Consider the following 17723-nt stretch of genomic DNA (forward strand, 5'->3'; position numbering starts at 1 on the left):
GCCAAATCGCGCTGACCCGCTATTTAGCGCGTCAGGGTCCGCACTCCCGGGCGGAGCATCCAGCGATACGGCGACCAGTTCCGGGCTTCCTGTTCGCCCCCTAGGGAGTTGAACGCGACGCCGCCACGGACAGTCTGTCGCCCGCACCCGCCCGCGCGATCTCCACCCGGGCCGACTCCGAGGCCGACCCGGGTGCGGAGATCGACCACTCTCAGGCGGCGACGGCGTGCCGGATGACGATGTTGCCGAGCGAGTTCCGCGCGTGCACGGTCACGATATCGCCGTTCTCGGGCACGTCGACCGGGGCGAGTTCGCTGCGCACCGATCCGGCGGCGGCGTCGGTCTCCAGGCGCACCGCGCTGCCGGGCGCGATCCCGATCTCCAGTTCGCCGGTTGCGGTCTCCACCCGGACCTCGCCGCGCACGACCTCACCGATGCGGATATCGCCCGTGGCGGCCTTGGCGGCGAACGTGTCGCTGATCCGCTCGACCACGATGTCGCCGGCGGCGATGTCGAATTCGGACGCGCCGAGTTCGCCGTGGCCGAGGATGCGGCCGAGTCCGGCGGCGGCCTTGATCCGGGAACCGGTGGGCACCTCGACGGTGACCTCGACCGAGCCGACGCCGCCGAACGGGGTGTAGTCGCGCCACTGGCGGGTGGTGCTCAGGCGCAGTTCACCGGCTTCGAAGTCGACCTGGAGCTTGTCGACGGCGCGCACGTCGGCGGATTCGGTCGCATCGGCGGGCCGGATGGTGACGACGGTGTCGGTGCGGTCGGTGGCGACGACGCGCAGTTCGCCCGCGGCCAGTTCGGCGGTGACGGTGATGGCGGCGGGGGTCTGGAAGCGGTGCATGTCAGTCTCCTCGTTCTAGCGGACCACGGTGGTCCGATCTTTCGCATTCCGGCTCGGGCGGGGCGTTCCGTTCCGGCCGATGAACTAACTATAAGTACAAATATACGTATACGCAAGAGTATGCGTATACGTAGAGGTCGAGGAAGCTTTTCGGGCCGGAGTCGAGGTCGACATGCTGTTCCCGCGCGACAGCACCTTCTTCGACCGACTCGCGGCCTTCGTCGACTACGAACCCGTCGAGGCGATCGACCTGCGGCTGCGCGGCATGATGGCGAGCCTGGGCATCGTCGCCGGACACCCGGACGACGATCGCGGCCACCACACATCCTCCACACGGACCTGGCCGGGTCTGCTCGCTCGCGCGGAAGATCGCTGAGGCCGGTTGACCGGTCGGTCACGCGGTGGATACGGTGCCGGGATGGAGGACGGCAATCGTCACGGAGGTGCGGCATGAGCCCCGACAGCGTCGACTTCCATTTCGATCCCATGTGTCCGTTCGCGTATCAGACCTCGGTGTGGATCCGGCGGGTGCGCGACGAACTCGGCGTCACGGTGAACTGGCGATTCTTCAGCCTGGAATGGATCAATCACGTCGAGGGCAAGAAGTTCCCCTGGCAGCGCGACTGGTCCTACGGGTGGTCGTTGATGCGGGTCGGGGCGGTGCTGCGCCGCCGCGACATGGCCGACCTGGACCGCTGGTATGCCGCGATCGGCGCCGAACTGCACGAACGCGGCGGTTCCCCGCACCGTCGGGAGGTCGCGCGAGAACTGCTCGCGGACCTCGGTCTCGGCGCGGACACCTTGGACGAGGCACTGGCCGACCCGTCCACCCACGACGAGATCCGCCGCGATCACACCCGGGTCACCGACGCGGGCGGTTTCGGCGTGCCGACCCTGTTCTTCGAGGACGGCCAGTGCCTGTTCGGCCCGGTGCTGGTCGATCCGCCGCAGGGCGCGCAGGCGCGGGCGCTGTGGCAGGTGGTCACCGGAATGGCCGCTCTGCCGGGAGTTTTCGAGTTGCAGCGCCCGAAGTCGCCCGCCGATGCCGCGCATATCGCCGAACGTCTGCGGCCCTATGTGCGCGGGCGGGACTGGGTCAGCATCGACCGGGGCCGAGTGATCGATCTCGACGCCGTAGTGAACGGAGAACGCGATGAGTGAACGCGAACGGGTCGTCGGCGCGCTGGTGGGCCAGTGGCGTGCCCTGCGCGAGTTGGTCGAGGGATTCGATCCGGCGCAGTGGGCCGCGCCGAGCCCGTGCCCCGGGTGGACGGCGCACGACGTCCTCGCTCACATCGTCGGCACGGAGTCGATCCTCGACGGCGCGCAAGCCCCCGAACCCACCGGGACGCCCGCACCGTACGTGCGCAACGAGATCGGCGCGCTCAACCAACGCTGGGTCGACCACTTCCGCGCTCTGTCGGACGCCGACCTGCTCGACCGCTTCGACACCGTCGTCGCCGCGCGCACCGCCGCCCTGACGGCGATGACCGACGCCGAATTCGACGCACCCTCCTGGACCCCGGAAGGGCCGGGCACCTACGCCAAGTTCATGCGAATTCGGGTGTTCGACTGCTGGACCCACGAACAGGACCTGCGCGAGATCGTCGCCCGCCCGGGCGGAACGGAGACCGAGGCCGCCGAGATCGCACTCGAGGAGATGGTCGGCAAACTCGGCTACATCGTGGGCAAACGCGCCGCCGCTCCCGCGGGTTCCACGGTGACCGTCATCTTGACCGGGCCGCTCGGGCGGACCGTGCCGATCGGGGTCGACGGTCGCGCCCGCGTCCTGGACGCCGCACCCGAGAACCCGACCGTCACCCTCACCTTGCCCGCGCCCGTGTTCGCCCGCCTCTACGGTGGTCGGGTGACGGTGGACGAGATCGCCGATTCGGTGCGCGTGCAGGGCGATCACCTGCTCGGTCACCGCGTGCTGGAGGCGTCGGCTATCACTATGTGACGCGGCCTCGGCGGATGACCGGCTCAGACGCCGGCGCTGCAGGCCGCGCGCCTCAGATGCCCGGCGCGACCGGGGCCGCGTCCTTGTCGCGGGCCGAATGCCGGGGCAGGAAGTACGCGGGGACCAGGATGACCGCGGTCAGGGCGAAAGCGATCCAGAACGCGTAGCCGAACGCGTCGGCCAGCAGCGGGCCGATCAGCGGCATGGCCTCCGGCGGAACGGTGCTGATCTGGTCGGCGCCACCGCCTCCCGCCGGAATGCCGCGCGCGCCGAGTTGATCGGTGAGCCGCTGCGTCAGCGCCGTCACCAGCAGGGCGCTGCCCAGCGACGCGCCCACCTGTTGGATGGCCGACAGCGTCGGGGCCGCCCGGGAGACGACGGCGTGACTCAGGTTGGAGTAGGCGGCGGCGATGGTCGGCATCATGACCGCGCCCAGCCCCATGCCGCGCACGAACAGCGCCACGCTGAGCCACCCGTAGGAGGTGTCGACGCCGACATGGGTGAACGGGAACGTGCCGATCAGCGCGATCACCACGCCGACGGGGACGACGTACCCCGCACCGATCCGGTCGGCGAGCCTGCCCGCGACCACCATGGCCACGATCGCGCCGAGCCCTTGCGGGGCGAGCAGGAGCCCCGCGCCGAGTGCGCCCTGCCCGCGCACGGTCTGGTAGTACAGCGGCAGCAGCAGCATGCCGCCGAACAGGCCGATGGCGACGAGGAAGACCGCGATCACGCCGCCCGCGAATCGCGGGTTGGCCAGCAGACGCACATCGATGATCGAGGTGGCTCCGCGCCGCAGGCTGTACCAGGTGTAGACGGCCAGTCCCAGGACGCCGCCGATCAGCCACCACAGCACGCCCCATTCGCTGAAACCGCCGTGCGCGCTGGCCCGGGACAGCCCGTAGAGCAGACTCACCAGACTTCCGGACAGCACGATCAGTCCCGGCAGATCGAGTCCGGCGCGTTCGGGCACGGTGTCGCCGTGCGGGAGCTTCCACACCGCCAGCGCGATCGCGAGAATGCCGACGGGAACGTTGACGAGGAAGATCCAGTGCCAGCTGGTGTATTCCACGAGCAGTCCGCCCAGGACCGGGCCGAGCACCGGCCCCAGCAGCATCGGGACGCCGATGATGCTCATGGCGCGGCCCAGCCGGTTGGGTCCGGCGGCGCGGGTGATGATCGCCTGCCCGGCGGGCAGCAGCATGCCGCCACCGAGACCTTGGAGCACCCGGAACAGGATCAGACTCTCGATCGACCACGCCGCCGCGCACAGCGCCGACCCGGCCACGAACAACGTCACCGCGGTGAGCCAGGTCGGTTTCGGCCCGAACCGGTCCATCGCCCACCCGGTGAGCGGGATGACCAGCGCCACCGCCAGCAAGTAGCCGGTGACCACCCACTGTGTCGTCGACAGCGGGGCCCCGAGTTCGGTGCTCAGCGAATCCAGCGCGACGTTCACGATCGTGGTGTCCAGGACCACCATGATCATCCCGGACACGATCACCAGACCGGTGACGATCACGCCGCGGTCGAGCTTGTCCGAGACCTTCTCGGTGGATGTGTCCATATCGGGCTCCAGTTCGTCGGGTCGAGACCGAGGACGTGAACCGCCGCGCTGCGGGCTCGGATCGCCGAAGTCGGTGCCGCCGGGTTGCCGCCACCACGGTAACCCGCTGATGCGCGACGCGGGGGTTCAGCTCGCGAGAACGGACTGTCCGATCACGGCCACAGCAGCGTCGAGGACCAGCCCTCGTCCGCGGCGCGCAGGTAGCGCAGACGCTGGTGACGTCGATCGGGCGCGCCCTGCCAGAATTCGACCTCTGCACTGACGGCGTTGATCGCGAAATGCCAGCCGTCGGCGTCGACGTCCTTCAGGATCAGCACCCGCGCCGACGGGTGCCCCGTCGGCGCCACCGTCGACAACGTCATGGCGTGCGGTTCGGTGACGCCCGCTTCGACCGCGGTCAGGAACCAGTCGCCGAACAACTCGACCGGATCCGCGGGCGCGGACACGGGATCGAACGGCGGCGCGGCGCCTTTCAGGACGGGCAACCCCCGCAGCACCGATCGCAGGTCCCCCCGCCGTCGACGATCGCGTCACCGTGCCCCCTCCCGCCGCCAGGCTGTCGCCGCGAGCCTATCGAGCCGCGACACCTCGCCCACACCCGCCCGATCAGGATTCGACGGCGGCGGGCAGATCCACCCACGCCCTACCGCCGGACCGCAGCGGCACCAGACCTCCGCCGAATCCGTGCGGCGGCGGGATCATTCGTCGGGCGGGTCGTTTACCCTGTTGGGGTCGATTCGGCGCGGTCCGGGTCGAATGATCCGGGTGTTCGGTGGGTGAAGGGCGAGCGATGGCGATGGCGGCGGTGCGGGGCGAGCGTTCGGCGCAGGCGGATCGAGTCGTCGCCGAGGACGCCGTCGATGGGGATCTGCGCGCGTTGTTCGGGCCCTCGGTCGCGGTGTTCGCTGTCCTGGAGGGGCCGGATCATGTGGTGAGGAGCGCGAATCCGGCGTTCTTCGCGGCGCTCGGCGGTAGCGTCGGGGCGCGGCAGGCCGAACTGATACCGGGGCCCGCCGGCCGAGACGTGGTCGCGGCCTTGGACGAGGTCTATCGCAGCGGAGAGGCGCGCGCCACCCGCGACGTGCCGGTCGGCGCGCCCACGCGAGAAGCGTTCTTCGACTTCGTCTACGAACCGTGCGTCGCCGCCGACGGGACGGTGACCGGCATCCGGGTGCTCGGTGTGGAGACCACCCGGATGAAGCACGCCCAGCGGTTGATGGCCGAACAGCGCACCTTGGTCGAGCAGATCGCGCGGCAGGCGCCGCTGGCCGAGGTGCTGGACGGGATGGCGCGCTGCATCGAGAACCTCACTCCCGGAGACGTTCTGGTGTCGGTGCTGCTGGCCGACGCCGACGGCCTGCACCTGCGGCACGGCGCGGCCCCGAGCCTGCCCGACTTCTACAACGAGGCCATCGACGGCATCGCCACCGGCGAAGGCGTCGGGTCGTGCGGGACGGCGGCGCATCGACGCGAGACGGTCATCGTCACCGATATCGGCGAAGACCCGTTCTGGGTGGAATTCCGGGAACTGGCGACGCGTGCCGGACTCGGCGCGTGCTGGTCCACACCGATCCTGGCCCGCGACGGCGCCCTGCTCGGCACCTTCGCCATGTATCACCGCGCGCCCCGGGTCCCGCACGACGGCGATCTCGCGTTGGCCAGGGTTTTCGCCGACACCGCGTCGTTGGCGATCGAACGGCACCGGATCGAGCAGGCCGAATCGGCCGCCGAAGCGCGCGCCGAGGCGGCCCGCGCGGAACTGGCCGAGGCGTTGCGGGCCGAACACGCGTTGCGCGCGGACGCCGAACGCCGGGCCGAGGCCGCCGCCGACCTCGCCGCGCGGTTGCGCGCCGCCGCTGCGGCGCAGGCCGCGAAACCGCATCCCGATCGCTGCCAACTCGGCGGCGACGCCGGGGGCGCGTCGGCGGCGGAGATCAAGATCGCCGACTCGTGGGGTGACGCCGCGTGGGGCTGCCCGATCCACGTCGAGGAAGCCATCCTGAGCGTGCGGTCGGTGTTCATCGCCGACGAGGAACAGGGCGGACTGGCCGCCTATCTCGCCCGCTGACCGCTCACGCCCGGACCGTGGACGGAAGTCCCGGCGGTGCGCAGGCGTCCGACATCGGTGATTCCAGCAACCATTGCAGGCGGACCGGCCCGGCGAGCCTGCCGGACGTCAACGGAGCCAAGGGAATCCACGCTGGGGACAGCGAGCCGGTCAGGCGTTCCGGACGATCGAATGTTGTCGGTGGGGTCTGCCACCATGACACCTATGTCGACACCTGATCCCCTGGCCCCGTTCCAGTGGCTCGACGCATCCCAGAGCCGAGTGGACCCGCTGGGCGAGATCTACAGCATCGGCTTCTTTCGACCCCTCGACCCGTCGGAGGTGGTGCGCCGCTTCAGCAGAGGTGACGACTCCAGTCGGGAGTCGGACTTCGAAGAGCTCAACCACAGGACGGCCGAATTCGTCCGCAAGAATGACAGCGCGCACGGAGGCGGTCACGTGGGCGTGTTCCGGGCCGGTGCGTGGAGCGTGGCCATCGAACCGGTCGAGTGGTGGATGACCGACCGCGAGGTGCTGGCCGAACTGTCGCGTGACTGTGAGGTTCTGGCGATCACCATCCACGGCTACGCCGATCACAGCCTCGAGTACGCGATCGACGGGACGACCGTGACCGGTCACCGACTGGAGCTACCGCATGACCGTTGGGGTAGCGACCCCGACCGGCTCAACGACCACATGCGCGAACTGGGCATGGACCTGGACGGAACCGACGACGACCCTGCCTATGACCCTGACGACCCCGAAGACGACTGGGACATCAGCTACACCTTTGTCGTGCCGAGAACTTTCGCCCTGGCGGAGAAGGTCACCGGAGTGACGTTCACGGCAGACATGCTGGACCAGCCCTTGCTCGTCGGACCTGTCGCTTTCCGGTGGTCACCTCCCGACCACACCACACCGCGTGACCCGGTGCGCATGCTGGTAAGGGGCACGCTGGTGGCGCCAGGTGGGCCGACCGCCGCCTCCGACGTGCCTGCACCGGGTGCTTCGCCGCGATGGCGACGCCGGTCCGTGCCGTCGTCGGTGAGCACGCCCATCCGCTCACGCTGCGCCTGATTCCCGAAGCCGCGTGAGCAGTCACGCGGGTTCGATGCGGTGGCGGCCGACGAGCAGGACGATCGCGAGTACCGGATAGACCAGGATGGGCAGCAGGGTTCCGGGATAGAAGGTCTGGTCGGCGAGGATCGCGGTGCCGGTGAGCAGGGTGAAATCGAACAGTCCGTGCAGGATCGAGTTGACGGCGTTGCCCCGGCTCACCCGGCGGATCAGGTAGAAGAAGTAGCCGGCGAGACTGACCATGATCGCCTGCGGCAGCGCGGAGACGCCGTGGGTGAGGCCGTTGGTCAGGTGCACCGCGCCGAATACCACGCTCGACCACAGCGCCACCCGCCCTTCGGTGAGCCCGTGCTCGCGGAACACCAGCACACCGATGCCGCGGAACATGCCTTCCTCACCCCAGCCGACGAACTGGGTGGCGATCAGCAGGACCAGCACATACAGCCAGCCCTTGTCCGCGAGCGCGGCGTAGTTGATCCCGCCGACGATGGCGACGACGAACACGATCGGGACCACGCGCACCCACCGCCGGGTCGGATGATCCTCGTGTAATACCGGTTTCAGCAAACCCAGGTAGCCGATGACGGCGTAGGTGAACACCAGCGCGACGCCGAGCGGAATGATCATGCCGTAGACGACCCCGCGGGTGGACAGGAAGTCGTCCTCGCCGGTCAGCCGCTCCATCAGGATGCCGCCGCCCTGAATGATCGCCAGATAGGCGATCACGACGGCGGCGAACAGGGGATAGGACAAGCGTCGCGACTTCTCCTGAACCACCGTCTCCACCTCACCAGTACTCATCCGGCAACCATAGGGACAACCAGGTTCCACCGCATGCCGAATCGTGGTGCGGGTAGCGAGGATCGCTCGTCGGTCGACTCTCCCCCTATAGAGGGGGACATTGTCACAGTGACGTGGCCGGCGCGTAGAAAGCGCGGCACATCAGCGAAATCCCACAACCGAGGTTCGGAGCCGAGCCGGCCGGAGCCCGGCATCACTACGGTCGGCGCACTTACCCTTCCGTGTGCATGAACCGAGCCCCTAGCCTGACCTCCGATAAGTGAACCTTATCGGAGGTCAGGCTTTGTCATCCTCTCGAAATCGTCGGCCGACACTTTCGTTTCGTTTGGTTTATACAAACCCAACGAAAGTGCAACGCAATGTCAGAAAAAGTGGGCTCGCCGGTACGGTCGTACCACTTCGGTGATTTCCGCTCGGCGGTCTGATTCGGGTCGCGCTACCCCCCGGGTAGCGTCGTCGCGGTGCTCGCCGGCGACGAATTCGGCGATCCCGTGCTGGTCATCCGCTCCGAAACCGATCACCGTCCCGCGAACGAGGTGCAGTGGGAATGGCGGACGGCGCGGTTGCCTCATGACGACGAGTACGTGACCGCGTTCGTGGTGTGCGCGATCGGTGCGGGTCGAGCAGACGGTGCGCACTTTCGGCGGCAACGGACTACCTGAGCTGGCCTCGCCGAGGAGTGGGCGGGGTGGATCGTGCTGCTTGTGCCGCAGTGTAGTCGTCGTCGCTGACGTGGTCCAGCCATGTGACGGCCTGGCCGGTGTGAACCGGACGTGGGCGCAACCGAGGGCGGTCTGCTCGTCGGGATCACGGATGCCGTCGATGTAGACGGCGCCGGTGAAGTAGTCGGCGGGCCCGGTCGCGGTCGAGCCGTCGCTCCTGCTGTATCGCACAACGTCCTCGTTGTCGTCGGGTTCGGGTGCCGGGCGTCTAGACCGTCAGCAGCGCCTTGATGGCGCGGCGCTCGTCCATGGCTCGGTAGCCTTCGGCTGCTCGATCGAGCGGGAGGGTGAGGTCGAAGACCTTGCCCGGGTCGACCTCGCGGTTCCAGATCAGGTCGATCAGCTCGGGGAGATACCGGCGTACCGGCGCCGGGCCGCCCGCGAGGTGGATGCCGGTGCCGAACAGCAGCTCGCCCGGGATGTTCACGTCATAGGAGACGCCGACGAAGCCGACGTGCCCGCCCGGGCGCGTCGAGTGGATCGCCTGCATCATGGCTTCCTGGGTGCCGACGGCCTCGACGACGCTGTGCGCGCCGAGCCCGCCGGTCAAGGCCACCACCTCGGCGGCGCCTTCCTTGCCTCGTGTCTCGACGATGTCGGTCGCGCCGAACTCGCGGGCCAATTTCTGGCGGTCGGCGTGGCGGCTGAACGCGATGATCTGCTCGGCGCCCATCTGCCGCGCGGCGAGGACCGCGAGCAGACCGACCGCGCCGTCGCCGACCACGGCGACCGTCTTGCCCGGACCGGCTTGCGCTGTGTCCGCGGCGAACCAGCCGGTGCCCAGAACGTCGGACGCGGCGAGCAGCGAGGGGATGAGGTCCGCGTCGGGTCGACCGGGCGTGGCGACCAGCGTGCCGTCGGCCAGCGGAATGCGCGCCCGCTCGGACTGGGTGCCGATCGCACCCATGATCGTGCGGTGCACGCAGTGCGATTGGTAGCCCGCGCGGCAGATCTCGCAGGTATTGTCCGACGCCCAGAACGATCCGACGACGAAATCGCCCACCGATACCTTCTCGACCTCGGGGCCGACCTGTTCCACCACACCGACGTATTCGTGCCCCATGACCTGGTGATCGACGTCCTGCACACCGCGATACGGCCACAGATCGGACCCGCAGACGCAGGTTGCGGCGATCCGGATGACGGCATCGGTCGGCTCGACGATCGATGGATCGGCACGGTCCTCGACCACGATCTCGCCCGGTCGTGTCATGACTACCTGACGCATGAGACGCACTCCTCTACTCGTAGTTGTGTCCGCCCGCACCTGATTTCGGGCAGGGTCGAACCGCGGACCGTAGGGCGGTCCGCTCGCGGGCTGGTTGCCTACTTCTCCGGTTTGAGCTGCTTCACCAGGGACCGGGCGATGATCGCGAGCCGCTCGGCTTCGGCGTCGTCACCGGCGGCGGCCGCGCGCCAGTACTCGATCTTGATCGTGACGTACTGCTGTCGGATCCCGATCAACCGCGCTTCTTCGGCCAGCCGTTCGGCCCGCTCGCTCAGCAGCGCGATCTGCTCGCCGGCGGCGGCCGTGCCGAGTTGTCCGTTCGTCACATAACGCCGCATGTCACCGACGGACATGCCGGTGGCGGCCAGACACGCGACGCCGACGAGCAGGTTGAGGTCCTCGTCGGTGTACACCCGATGCCCGCTGGTCGCTCCCCGGCCCACCGGCGCGATCACCCCGATCGACTCGTAATACCGCAACGTGCTGGCGGGAAGCCCGGTCACCGCCGCCGCTTCCTTGATCGTGTACGTGTGCTCGCCGATCTTCGCTGCCACCCCCTCCACCGTAGAAACTTCGAGCACTCGAAGTCAACGGAAGTTTCCGCAGGTCGGGGCACAGCATGCGGTGTGATGTGCGGCCCGGCCGGTGGCGAGATCCGGTCATCGGCCCGTTGTCCCTCCAGGTCGAGATCCGGGGCGGGAAGACAGGATCTCGGGCAGGGGTGATCGGCGGGGCTTGACCTTCACATCGTGGCAAGGTCTTCACTGGGTGCCGAGGAGGTGGTCCCGATGACTACGACACCGAGGAATCAGTACGACAGTCGCTTGCGCGACGCGCTGGGCGCCGTCGACTCCTCGACGCGGCTGCGGGCGGCGTTGGCGGCGGGCACGCGGCCCGATCCGGGGCTGCTCGAGGCGTTGGTGGAGCGGTGCGCGGTCGAGCCGGATTTCTTCGTCCGCGACATGTTGACGTGGGCGTTGACGCGGTTGCCGCGCGAACTGACGGTGCCCGCGTTGGTCGCGGAATTACAGTCGGGGTCCGGGCAGGCGCGGGCCCAGGCGCTGCATACGCTGTCCAAGATCGGGGATGTCGGCGCGTGGCCCGCGCTCACCGCGGCGGTGCTGCGCGATCCCGATGACGAGGTGGCTCGTAGCGCATGGCGGGCCGCTGTGGTGCTGGCTCCCGAGGCCGAACGGCCGTGGTTGGCCGAGGAATTGACGTCGCAACTCGGCCGCGGTGACGGCGAGATGTGGCGGAGTCTGAGTCGGGCGTTGGTCGCGCTCGGCGAGGTGGTCGAACCCGTGCTGGCCGACGCGCGCGTCAGCCCCGACCCCACCGTGAGCGCCCACGCCCGGGCGACGTCACGCATGCTGGCTGATCCGGACGGCACCGACGATCCGGTACTCGAGGAGGCGAAGAGAGTGGTCGCGTTGGGTCCGGAACGCGTGGCGGCGCTCGACCCGCACGGGGCGGGGCAGCATGCTGATCGGTGAGGTGGCGCGCCGCTCGGGAGTGAGCACTCGGATGCTGCGGCATTACGACGCGCTCGGGTTGGTGCGTCCCACGGGGCGCACGGTCGGCGGCTACCGCGAGTACGCCGACGCGGACATCCGGCGGATCTTCCACGTGGAGAGTCTGCGGTCGCTCGGGTTGTCGCTGCGTCAGATCGGGCGGGCACTGGAGGATCCGGCCTTCACCCCGTCCGATCTGGTGGCCGATCTGATCCGGCGCACCGAGGAACGGGTGCGCCGCGAACAGGAACTGCTGGCCCGATTGCGCGCGGTGGACGCCTCCGCGCCGACCGAGTGGGAAGGCGTGCTGGGCACCATCGAGTTGTTGCGGGCGTTGACTTCCCCCGATCCCGCCCGCCGACAGCAGGCCGTGCTCGCGCCCGCCGACGACGTGCCGGTGCCGTTGGAACTGCTGGCCGAGGCGGTGCTCGCCGAAGCCGACGCGAATGTGGCGGGCGCGCTGCGGTGGGCGTTGGCGCGCACGGGCGCCGACGGGGTGGCGGCGATGGCGGCCGCGCTGTCCTCCTCGGACGAGCACATTCGCCGTCGCGCGGTGCTGGCCCTGAGCGAGATCCCCGGGGAGGAGTCGAGCGCGGCGCTGGCGCCCGCGCTCACCGACCAGGACCCGGCCGTGCGCCGCCACGCCGCGCTCGCGCTGGGCGGGCGCGGCGTCACCGATGCCATGCCGGTGTTGCTGGGCATGGTGGTCGACGGAATCAACGATGTCGAAGCCGCCGAAGTGTTGGGCTCGCTCGCTTCGAACCACGGTTTCGAAGGCCCGATCGTGGAGGCGCTGTTCGAGGAACTCGACGCGCATTCGACGGCGGTGCGGATCCGGGTGGCTCAGGCGCTGGCCGAGATTCCGAGTGAGCACGCGCTGCGGGTGCTGCGCATGCTGTCCCGTGACGGTGACGCGACGGTGGCCATGATCGCGTCGGCCTTCGTCACCATGCGCGCACCCGACACCGACCCGGCCTCGTGAACCTCCCGGCTCGGGTCGGCCACGGCGCGAGGTCAGCCGCGCTGCTGGGCGGCGACCGCTTTGAGTTCGGCGAAGCGCACGATATTGCCCGCCGCGCCCCAGGTGCCTTCGGCCTGTTCGTGCACGAGCACCCAGACGCGCAGCGCGTCGGCTTCGCCCAGGCCCACCGCTGCCAGCACATCGGAGGTCACCTGTTGGACGAGTCCGGCCTTGCGACGATCCGACAGGGCGCCTTCGGGGACGGTGACGTCGACGCGGAAGCGGGGCAGTTCGTCACCCGCGCTCAGGAAGGAGCCTTCGGGGACTTCGTCGATGCGGCACCACGCCTGCGCGCGGAAGAACTCGGTGTCGGGCGCGCCTTCCCAGTGCAGCAGGGTCGCGGCGAGGGTCTTCTGGAGGTCGCGGCGGGATTCGGGCGCCACGATTCCGGCGGGCAGGGTGAGCTGGATCATCGGCATGGGAACTCCTCGGTTATAACGACCGTTATACAACGCGAACGCTACGCTATGACGATCGTGATAGGCAAGGGAGGTCGGCAGATGACGCAGGCGCGCGAGCTGATGGTGGCGGGTGCCGCCGACATGCTGCGGCGGCGCGGGCTCAACGCCACCACGGTGCGGGAACTGGCCAAATACTCCGGCGCGCCGCTCGGCTCGACCTACCACTACTTCCCGGGCGGCAAATCCCAACTCGCCGCCGAGGCGGTGGAATTCGCCGACGCCTACATCACCCGCATGCTGCGAGCCGAGTTGGCGGCGGGGCCGGTGGCCGGTCTGCGCTCGTTCGTGGCGCTGTGGCGCACGGTGGTACTCGACAACGATTTCCGCGCGGGCTGCCCGGTGCTGGCGGTGTCGGTGGAGGAGCAACCCGAGACCGACGACGCGCCCCGCCGCGCGGCCGCGGCGGCCTTCGACCGGTGGATCGACCTGATCGCCGGGTCGTTGCGGGAGCACGGCGCGCACGAGAGCGACGCGCACGCCACGGCGACCGCGATCGTCGCCGCGATCGAGGGCACGGTGGCGATGTGCCGGGCCCAACGCAGCACCGCCGCACTGGATCACACCGCCGACGCGCTCGAGGTCCTGGTGCGCCGAACACTCGGGGACGGGCATAGTCTGGACCAGAGCTGAACGGGTGTCGGACGGGGAGAGTCGGGTGTGCGAACAGGACGCCGTAGTGGTGGCGGTGCCGGAGGCGGTGCGCACCGAATTGCGGCGCGGGGTGGGCAGTGTCCTGGTGGACGCGGCGGCGCTGCGGTTGGTGCGGGAACGCTTCGACGACGACCAGGCCGGATCCCTGCGTCGCTACCTGGAGGCGTCGCAGTCGGCGAATACGTTGCGCGCCTACCGCACCGACTGGATCGCCTGGGCCGGGTGGTGCGCGAGCGAGGGTCGGTGCGCGCTGCCCGCCGATCCGCTGGACGTGGCGGTCTATCTGGCCGCGGCCGCCGACGCGCGCCGCGACAACGGCGACTGGGCGTTCGGCGCGGCCACTCTGGAACGCAAGTCGGCGGCGTTGGCGGCCGTGCACGCCGCCAACGGTCTGCCCGCGCCGACCCGCAGTGACGTGGTGCGTCTGACCTTGCGCGGCATCCGCCGCAGTCGCCGCACCCAGCCGACGCGCAAGCGCCCGATCCTGCTGCACACCTTGGACCAACTGCTGGGCGGTCTGCCGGACCCGGGGTGGCCGACCGAACCGGCCCGGCGTCGGGATCGGCTGGTGCTGTTGGTGGGGTTCGCCGGCGCGCTGCGCCGCAGTGAACTGGCCGCGCTGCGGGTCACCGACGTGCGGGTCCACCTGGATCACGGCACCGGCGACCCGATCCTGCTGATCCAGTTGCCCACCACCAAGACCGATCCCACGGGCACCGCAGAACAGCGTGTCGCGCTCCCCCGCGGCAAGCATCCGCGCACCTGCCCGATCTGCGCCTACGCCGACTGGGTGGCGTTGCTCGAGGTGCATCGCGCCCACGGTGACGCCGGTGTGCGCGCCCATCTCGCCTCCGCCGCCGAGCCGGCCCCGAAGATCCATCGCTGCCACGGCTTCTCCGGCACCACCCTCACCGATGCCGCGCTGTTCCCGACGATCACCCGACACGGTGGTCTGGGTTCCGCGCCGATGTCCGGCCGCGCGGTCGCCGAACTGGTCAAACGCTATGCCGCCCGCGCGGGTCTGGACCCGGCGTTGTTCTCGGGGCATTCGCTGCGGGCGGGTTTCGCCACCCAGGCCGCGCTCGGCGGGGCCAGCGACCGCGAGATCATGCGCCAGGGCCGCTGGTCCAATCCGCGCACGGTGCACGGCTACATCCGCACCGCGAATCCGTTGGACGACAACGCGGTCACCCGCCTGGGCCTGTGACGACGGTGGCCGGTCACGGGACCGGCGCGGGTTGCCCGACCCCCGCGGTCCACGCGCGCCAGGCGGTGTCCCAGCCGTCGCGGCCGCGGGCGGTGGCGCTGGGGCCTGCCCAGGCGATGTAGCCGTCGGGGCGGACCAGCAGCGCGGGGCCCGGGTCGGTGCGCCGGGCCTGGGCGAGGGTGGTGTCGACGGGGTCGGCGTCGTGTTCGCGGATCAGCAGGAAGCCGGGTGTGCGCTGCGACTCGGTGACCCGCCCCTCGGCCAGCGGCACTTCGGTGGCGCGGGCGCCGACCGACGGGTGTTGGCCGAGTCGGCGCGGATAGCGCAGGGTGACACCGGAGAAGCTGCCCGCGATGGCGTCGCGCACCGGGCCGATGTCCAGCAGCAGCGGGGCGAGCAGGTCGCGGAGTCGGCGGGCGAGCACGGGCCGCAGGGTGACCGCGCGCATCATCGCCCCGCTCTGCAGCACGGCGCGGCGACCGACCGGTCGACGCTCCCGGTCGTAGGTGTCGAGAACGGCGGGATCGGCTCCGGCGAGGACGAGATCGAGTTTCCAGGCGAGATTGGCGGCGTCCTGAATACCGGTGTTCATGCCTTGTCCGCCCATCGGGGAGTGCACGTGGGCGGCGTCCCCGGCGAGGAAGATCCGTCCGTGGCGGTAGTCGCGGACCTGACGTTCGTCGCAGTGGAACCGGGAGTGCCAGCTGATCTCACGGATGCCGACGTCGTGTCCGATGACCTCGGCGAGCACGCGGGAGATCTCGCCTTCCTCGACGGGCGCGGTGTCGGGCAGTTGACGGTGACGGTCCCAGGTGACCGACCGATACCAGCCGGGTCGGCGCGGGCCGTAGGGGGCGAGGAAGCCGAAGACGTCGCGGGTGCTGCCCAGGGTGAGTCCCGGCCCCGAGGGCCCGTCGGCGAGTCGGACGTCGGCCAGGACCACGGAGCTGAGCACGGATCTGCCGGGGAAGTCGATCCCGAGCAGGGCGCGGATCGTGCTGTGCGCGCCGTCGGCGGCCACGACGTAGTCGGCGCGCCAGGTCGACAGGTCGCCGCCGCCTTTGGGGCGGGTGCTGACGGTGACCCCGTCCGCGTCCTGGTCGATGCCGACGACTTCCGTTCCGCGTCGCACGGTCGCGCCGTGGTCGCGGGCGTAGTTCTCCAGGGCTTCGTCGACGACGGACTGCGCGAGGATCATCCCGTACGGGTAGCGGGAGGGCAGGTGGGACAGGTCCAACGCGGCGCCGGAGAACATCTCGATCCGGTCGGTGACGCCCGCCTCGGCGAGCAGATTCGCGGCCACCCCGCGACTGTCGAGCACTTCCAGGGTGCGGGCCATGGTCACGAAGGCCCGACTGGCGGGGTTGCGGGCGGGCCAGCGTTCCAGCACGGTGACCGAGCGTCTCGACCTGGCCAGATCGCCCGCGACGGTCATCCCGGTCGGCCCGCCGCCGATCACCAGGACCTCGACGCGGCGTTCAGCGGTGGTCATGGCGGTCCTCCGTCGCGTTCGAGGACAGCGGTCCGTTACGGGTCGAGGTGACGGCCATGGCGCTGATCCTTTCCGTGGTCCTTCGGGGGTCGCGCTGCACTCCACGATCGTCGCCGCGCGCGTATCGTGTCCAACGATGCTTTCTGCTGTCTGTCATCGCAGATGGAGATGGGTATGGACCTGCGTCAGCTGGCCTACTTCGTGGCCGTCGCCGAGGAACGCAGCTTCACGCGCGGCGCTCGACGCGAGCACATCGTCCAGTCGGCGGCCTCGGCCGCGGTGGCCGGACTCGAGCAGGAATTCGACACGGCGCTGCTGACCCGCGCGCACCGCACCCTGGAACTCACCGCCGCCGGACGGGTGCTGTTGGCCCACGCCCGGAGTCTGCTCGCCGAAGCCCAGCGGGCGCGTGACGACATCGGTCGACTCACCGGCGGGCTGAGCGGGACGGTCACGCTCGGCACCCAACTCTCGACGGGTTCGTTCGACCTGATCGCCGCCCTGGACGCCTTCCAGACCGAGCATCCCGACGTCGTGGTCCGATTGGTCCTGTCGGTCGGCCCGCTGACCGGTCACGCCGCCGCGCTGCGCGAGGGCCGTCTCGACCTGATGCTGCTACCCGCGCCCCTGCACGGCTCCGCGGTGCTCGGCCCGGATCTGGCCGTGGACACGATCGGCCGCCTGCGCTTGGGCCTGGCGTGTCGCGCGGACGACCCGCTGGCCGCCGCGCGTCGGGTGACCTGCGCCGATCTCGCCGACCGCCGGTTCATCGACTTCCCCGAGGGCTGGGGCAATCGCACCATCGTCGACAGCATGTTCGGCGAGGCGGGCATCGAGCGCGCCGTGCGTCTGGAGGTGGAGGACATCGCCACCGCGCTGGTGATGGTCGAGCGCCGACTGGGGATCGCGTTCGTCCCCGAGGAGGCCATCGCGGCCCGCTCCGGCCTCACCCCGGTCGATCTGGCGACCCTGCCCCAGACGACCGGGTTGGCGGTGGCGGCCTCGCGCGCCCATCCGCCCTCCGAAGCGGCCCTGGCCCTGCACCGCACGTTGCTCGCGGCCGGGAAGCGATCGACGCGACCGATGCGCTGAATTCGATCGTCCGGAAAGCGCCGGATCGGC

The 17723-nt window shown here is 69.9% G+C and carries 19 protein-coding genes; 11 read left to right on the plus strand and 8 right to left on the minus strand.

From position 1 onward, the window contains the following. Positions 1–211: 211 nt before the first annotated feature. Entirely contained in the window at positions 212–853 is a 642-nt protein-coding gene (locus tag ON30_RS32370) for a DUF4097 family beta strand repeat-containing protein (RefSeq protein WP_040713850.1), read from the minus strand. 172 nt (positions 854–1025) lie between these two features. On the opposite strand from ON30_RS32370, the gene ON30_RS32375 reads away from it, so the two are divergent. From ON30_RS32375 to ON30_RS32385, 3 genes are all read left to right on the plus strand, one after another. Beyond that, positions 1026–1229 carry a hypothetical protein gene (locus ON30_RS32375; protein WP_040713852.1) on the plus strand — a complete coding sequence of 68 codons (204 nt, stop codon included), beginning with the start codon at positions 1026–1028 and terminating at the stop codon, positions 1227–1229. Between the two features lie 74 nt (positions 1230–1303). Beyond that, positions 1304–2014, plus strand: coding sequence for a DsbA family oxidoreductase (locus ON30_RS32380; protein WP_040713855.1), 711 nt, complete (start codon positions 1304–1306; stop codon positions 2012–2014). Then, entirely contained in the window at positions 2007–2813 is an 807-nt protein-coding gene (locus ON30_RS32385; RefSeq protein WP_040713857.1) for a maleylpyruvate isomerase family mycothiol-dependent enzyme, read from the plus strand. Before ON30_RS32380 ends, ON30_RS32385 begins: the two co-directional genes overlap by 8 nt. A gap of 52 nt (positions 2814–2865) precedes the next feature. Here the strand turns inward: ON30_RS32385 and ON30_RS32390 are convergent, their stop codons facing one another. Further along, the gene (locus tag ON30_RS32390; RefSeq protein ID WP_040713860.1) at positions 2866–4383 is read right to left on the minus strand and encodes an MDR family MFS transporter; all 1518 of its coding nucleotides are present in this window, start codon (positions 4381–4383) and stop codon (positions 2866–2868) included. Between the two features lie 152 nt (positions 4384–4535). Beyond that, positions 4536–4889, minus strand: coding sequence for a pyridoxine 5'-phosphate oxidase C-terminal domain-containing protein (locus ON30_RS32395; protein ID WP_083911860.1), 354 nt, complete (start codon positions 4887–4889; stop codon positions 4536–4538). A gap of 266 nt (positions 4890–5155) precedes the next feature. Here ON30_RS32395 and ON30_RS32400 point away from each other — a divergent pair, with 266 nt between their 5' ends. Then, positions 5156–6451, plus strand: a complete 1296-nt coding sequence (locus ON30_RS32400) for a GAF domain-containing protein (RefSeq protein WP_245554315.1) — start codon at positions 5156–5158, stop codon at positions 6449–6451. A gap of 204 nt (positions 6452–6655) precedes the next feature. Next, positions 6656–7507 (plus strand): DUF6461 domain-containing protein, encoded by an 852-nt coding sequence (locus ON30_RS32405; protein WP_174387626.1) that lies wholly within the window; start codon positions 6656–6658, stop codon positions 7505–7507. Positions 7508–7528: 21 nt separating this feature from the next. On the opposite strand, the gene ON30_RS32410 is transcribed toward ON30_RS32405, so the two are convergent. Beyond that, positions 7529–8308 carry a CPBP family intramembrane glutamic endopeptidase gene (locus tag ON30_RS32410; protein WP_051030304.1) on the minus strand — a complete coding sequence of 260 codons (780 nt, stop codon included), beginning with the start codon at positions 8306–8308 and terminating at the stop codon, positions 7529–7531. 461 nt (positions 8309–8769) lie between these two features. Between ON30_RS32410 and ON30_RS39870 the strand changes: the two genes are divergently transcribed. Further along, complete coding sequence (locus ON30_RS39870) at positions 8770–8970, plus strand: hypothetical protein (RefSeq protein ID WP_040713866.1); 201 nt, start codon at positions 8770–8772, stop codon at positions 8968–8970. A gap of 268 nt (positions 8971–9238) precedes the next feature. Here ON30_RS39870 and ON30_RS32420 read toward each other — a convergent pair whose 3' ends face one another. After that, positions 9239–10258, minus strand: coding sequence for a zinc-dependent alcohol dehydrogenase family protein (locus tag ON30_RS32420; RefSeq protein WP_040713868.1), 1020 nt, complete (start codon positions 10256–10258; stop codon positions 9239–9241). A gap of 98 nt (positions 10259–10356) precedes the next feature. Next, a complete protein-coding gene (locus tag ON30_RS32425; RefSeq protein WP_040713961.1) occupies positions 10357–10812 on the minus strand; it encodes a MerR family transcriptional regulator in 456 nt (151 codons plus the stop codon). Positions 10813–11046: 234 nt separating this feature from the next. Between ON30_RS32425 and ON30_RS32430 the strand changes: the two genes are divergently transcribed. Continuing rightward, complete coding sequence (locus ON30_RS32430; RefSeq protein ID WP_040713963.1) at positions 11047–11751, plus strand: HEAT repeat domain-containing protein; 705 nt, start codon at positions 11047–11049, stop codon at positions 11749–11751. Next, positions 11738–12751, plus strand: coding sequence for a HEAT repeat domain-containing protein (locus tag ON30_RS32435; protein WP_040713871.1), 1014 nt, complete (start codon positions 11738–11740; stop codon positions 12749–12751). The genes ON30_RS32430 and ON30_RS32435 overlap by 14 nt, the downstream gene beginning before the upstream one ends. Before the next feature lie 32 nt (positions 12752–12783). Here ON30_RS32435 and ON30_RS32440 read toward each other — a convergent pair whose 3' ends face one another. Beyond that, positions 12784–13209 carry a tautomerase family protein gene (locus ON30_RS32440; protein ID WP_040713874.1) on the minus strand — a complete coding sequence of 142 codons (426 nt, stop codon included), beginning with the start codon at positions 13207–13209 and terminating at the stop codon, positions 12784–12786. A gap of 81 nt (positions 13210–13290) precedes the next feature. Between ON30_RS32440 and ON30_RS32445 the strand changes: the two genes are divergently transcribed. After that, the gene (locus tag ON30_RS32445; RefSeq protein WP_040713876.1) at positions 13291–13881 is read left to right on the plus strand and encodes a TetR/AcrR family transcriptional regulator; all 591 of its coding nucleotides are present in this window, start codon (positions 13291–13293) and stop codon (positions 13879–13881) included. 25 nt (positions 13882–13906) lie between these two features. After that, positions 13907–15109: a site-specific integrase gene (locus ON30_RS32450; RefSeq protein ID WP_040713879.1), complete on the plus strand. Its 1203-nt coding sequence runs from the start codon at positions 13907–13909 to the stop codon at positions 15107–15109. Positions 15110–15122: 13 nt separating this feature from the next. Here ON30_RS32450 and ON30_RS32455 read toward each other — a convergent pair whose 3' ends face one another. After that, positions 15123–16601 carry an FAD-dependent monooxygenase gene (locus ON30_RS32455; RefSeq protein WP_063719996.1) on the minus strand — a complete coding sequence of 493 codons (1479 nt, stop codon included), beginning with the start codon at positions 16599–16601 and terminating at the stop codon, positions 15123–15125. A 174-nt stretch (positions 16602–16775) separates the two neighbouring features. On the opposite strand from ON30_RS32455, the gene ON30_RS32460 reads away from it, so the two are divergent. Next, positions 16776–17693 (plus strand): LysR family transcriptional regulator, encoded by a 918-nt coding sequence (locus tag ON30_RS32460; protein WP_040713968.1) that lies wholly within the window; start codon positions 16776–16778, stop codon positions 17691–17693. Positions 17694–17723: the final 30 nt, after the last annotated feature.

Source organism: Nocardia takedensis NBRC 100417, from assembly GCF_000308695.1.
GTDB classification, from domain to species: domain Bacteria; phylum Actinomycetota; class Actinomycetes; order Mycobacteriales; family Mycobacteriaceae; genus Nocardia; species Nocardia takedensis.